The 978-nt window shown below is 65.3% G+C and carries 2 protein-coding genes; both read right to left on the reverse strand.

Annotation, left to right across the window (positions count from 1 at the left end):
- Window positions 1-155 (reverse strand): FAD-dependent oxidoreductase (locus EG19_RS14505; RefSeq protein WP_152544068.1); only part of this gene is annotated, 155 nt, incomplete at its 3' end.
- Window positions 152-978: carboxylating nicotinate-nucleotide diphosphorylase (nadC, locus tag EG19_RS11965; RefSeq protein WP_081800168.1), on the reverse strand; the 827-nt coding region annotated here is incomplete at its 5' end. The genes nadC and EG19_RS14505, both read right to left, overlap by 4 nt.

Raw genomic sequence — 978 nt, forward strand, 5'->3', positions numbered from 1 at the left:
TGGGCGCGGGCGGTGTTGGTTTGGGAAGGATCGGCAGCCCGGGAGAGCACCACCACCTGGGCGCCCTGCTCGGCAGCCGCAAGCGCTGCCGCCAGACCGGCCACGCCGCTGCCCAGCACCAGCACCTGGGTGTGGTGGCGATCCTCAAGCTTCATGCCACCACCTCCATGGAGCAGTCCAAAGCGGGGGCAGAATGGGTGATGGCCCCCACCGACACGAAGTCCACGCCGGTGAGCGCCACAGCCCGCACGTTTTCCAGGTGCACCCCTCCCGAAGCCTCAAGGACGGCTTTGCCTTTGGCCTTTGCCACGGCTTGCCGCAAGGTGGGGAGGTCCATGTTGTCCAAAAGCAAATGGGGAACGTGGCACGCTAAGGCCTCGTCCACCTGCTCCAGGCTGGCGCACTCCACGATGAGCGGCACCTTTTCCCCCCAGACTTCCCGCACCCGCGCCACCGCTTGGGTGATGGAACCGCAGGCGGCAATGTGGGTGTCCTTGATCATGGCGGCGTCAAAAAGCCCCATGCGGTGGTTGGTACCCCCTCCACAGCGCACGGCGTGCTTTTCCAGCCGTCGGAAACCCGGCGTGGTCTTGCGGGTGTCCAGTAGCCGGCAGCCGGTGCCTTCCAGCTGCGAGACGAACTGGCGGGTGAGGGTGGCCACGCCGGAAAGGCGCATCAAGAAGTTCAAAGCTGTACGCTCGGCGGCCAGCAAAGCGCGGGCCGGTCCCCAAACCTCCAGCACCGTTTGCCCTGCCGTCACCGCGCTGCCATCCCCCAGGCGGATGGCCACTTGACAGCGGGGGTCGAGAAAGCGAAAGGCAAAACCGGCGGCGGGAACACCGGCCAGGACCCCGTCTTTTTTCGCGATGATGCGGGCTTTGGCATGGGCTTCGGCGGTGAAAATGGCGTTGCCGGTGATGTCCGGTAGGTCTTCGGAGAAGGCCAAAGCTAAAAGCGGTGGAAGGTTGGTGGCGTAAG

The organism is Thermoanaerobaculum aquaticum (assembly GCF_000687145.1).
GTDB lineage: Bacteria > Acidobacteriota > Thermoanaerobaculia > Thermoanaerobaculales > Thermoanaerobaculaceae > Thermoanaerobaculum > Thermoanaerobaculum aquaticum.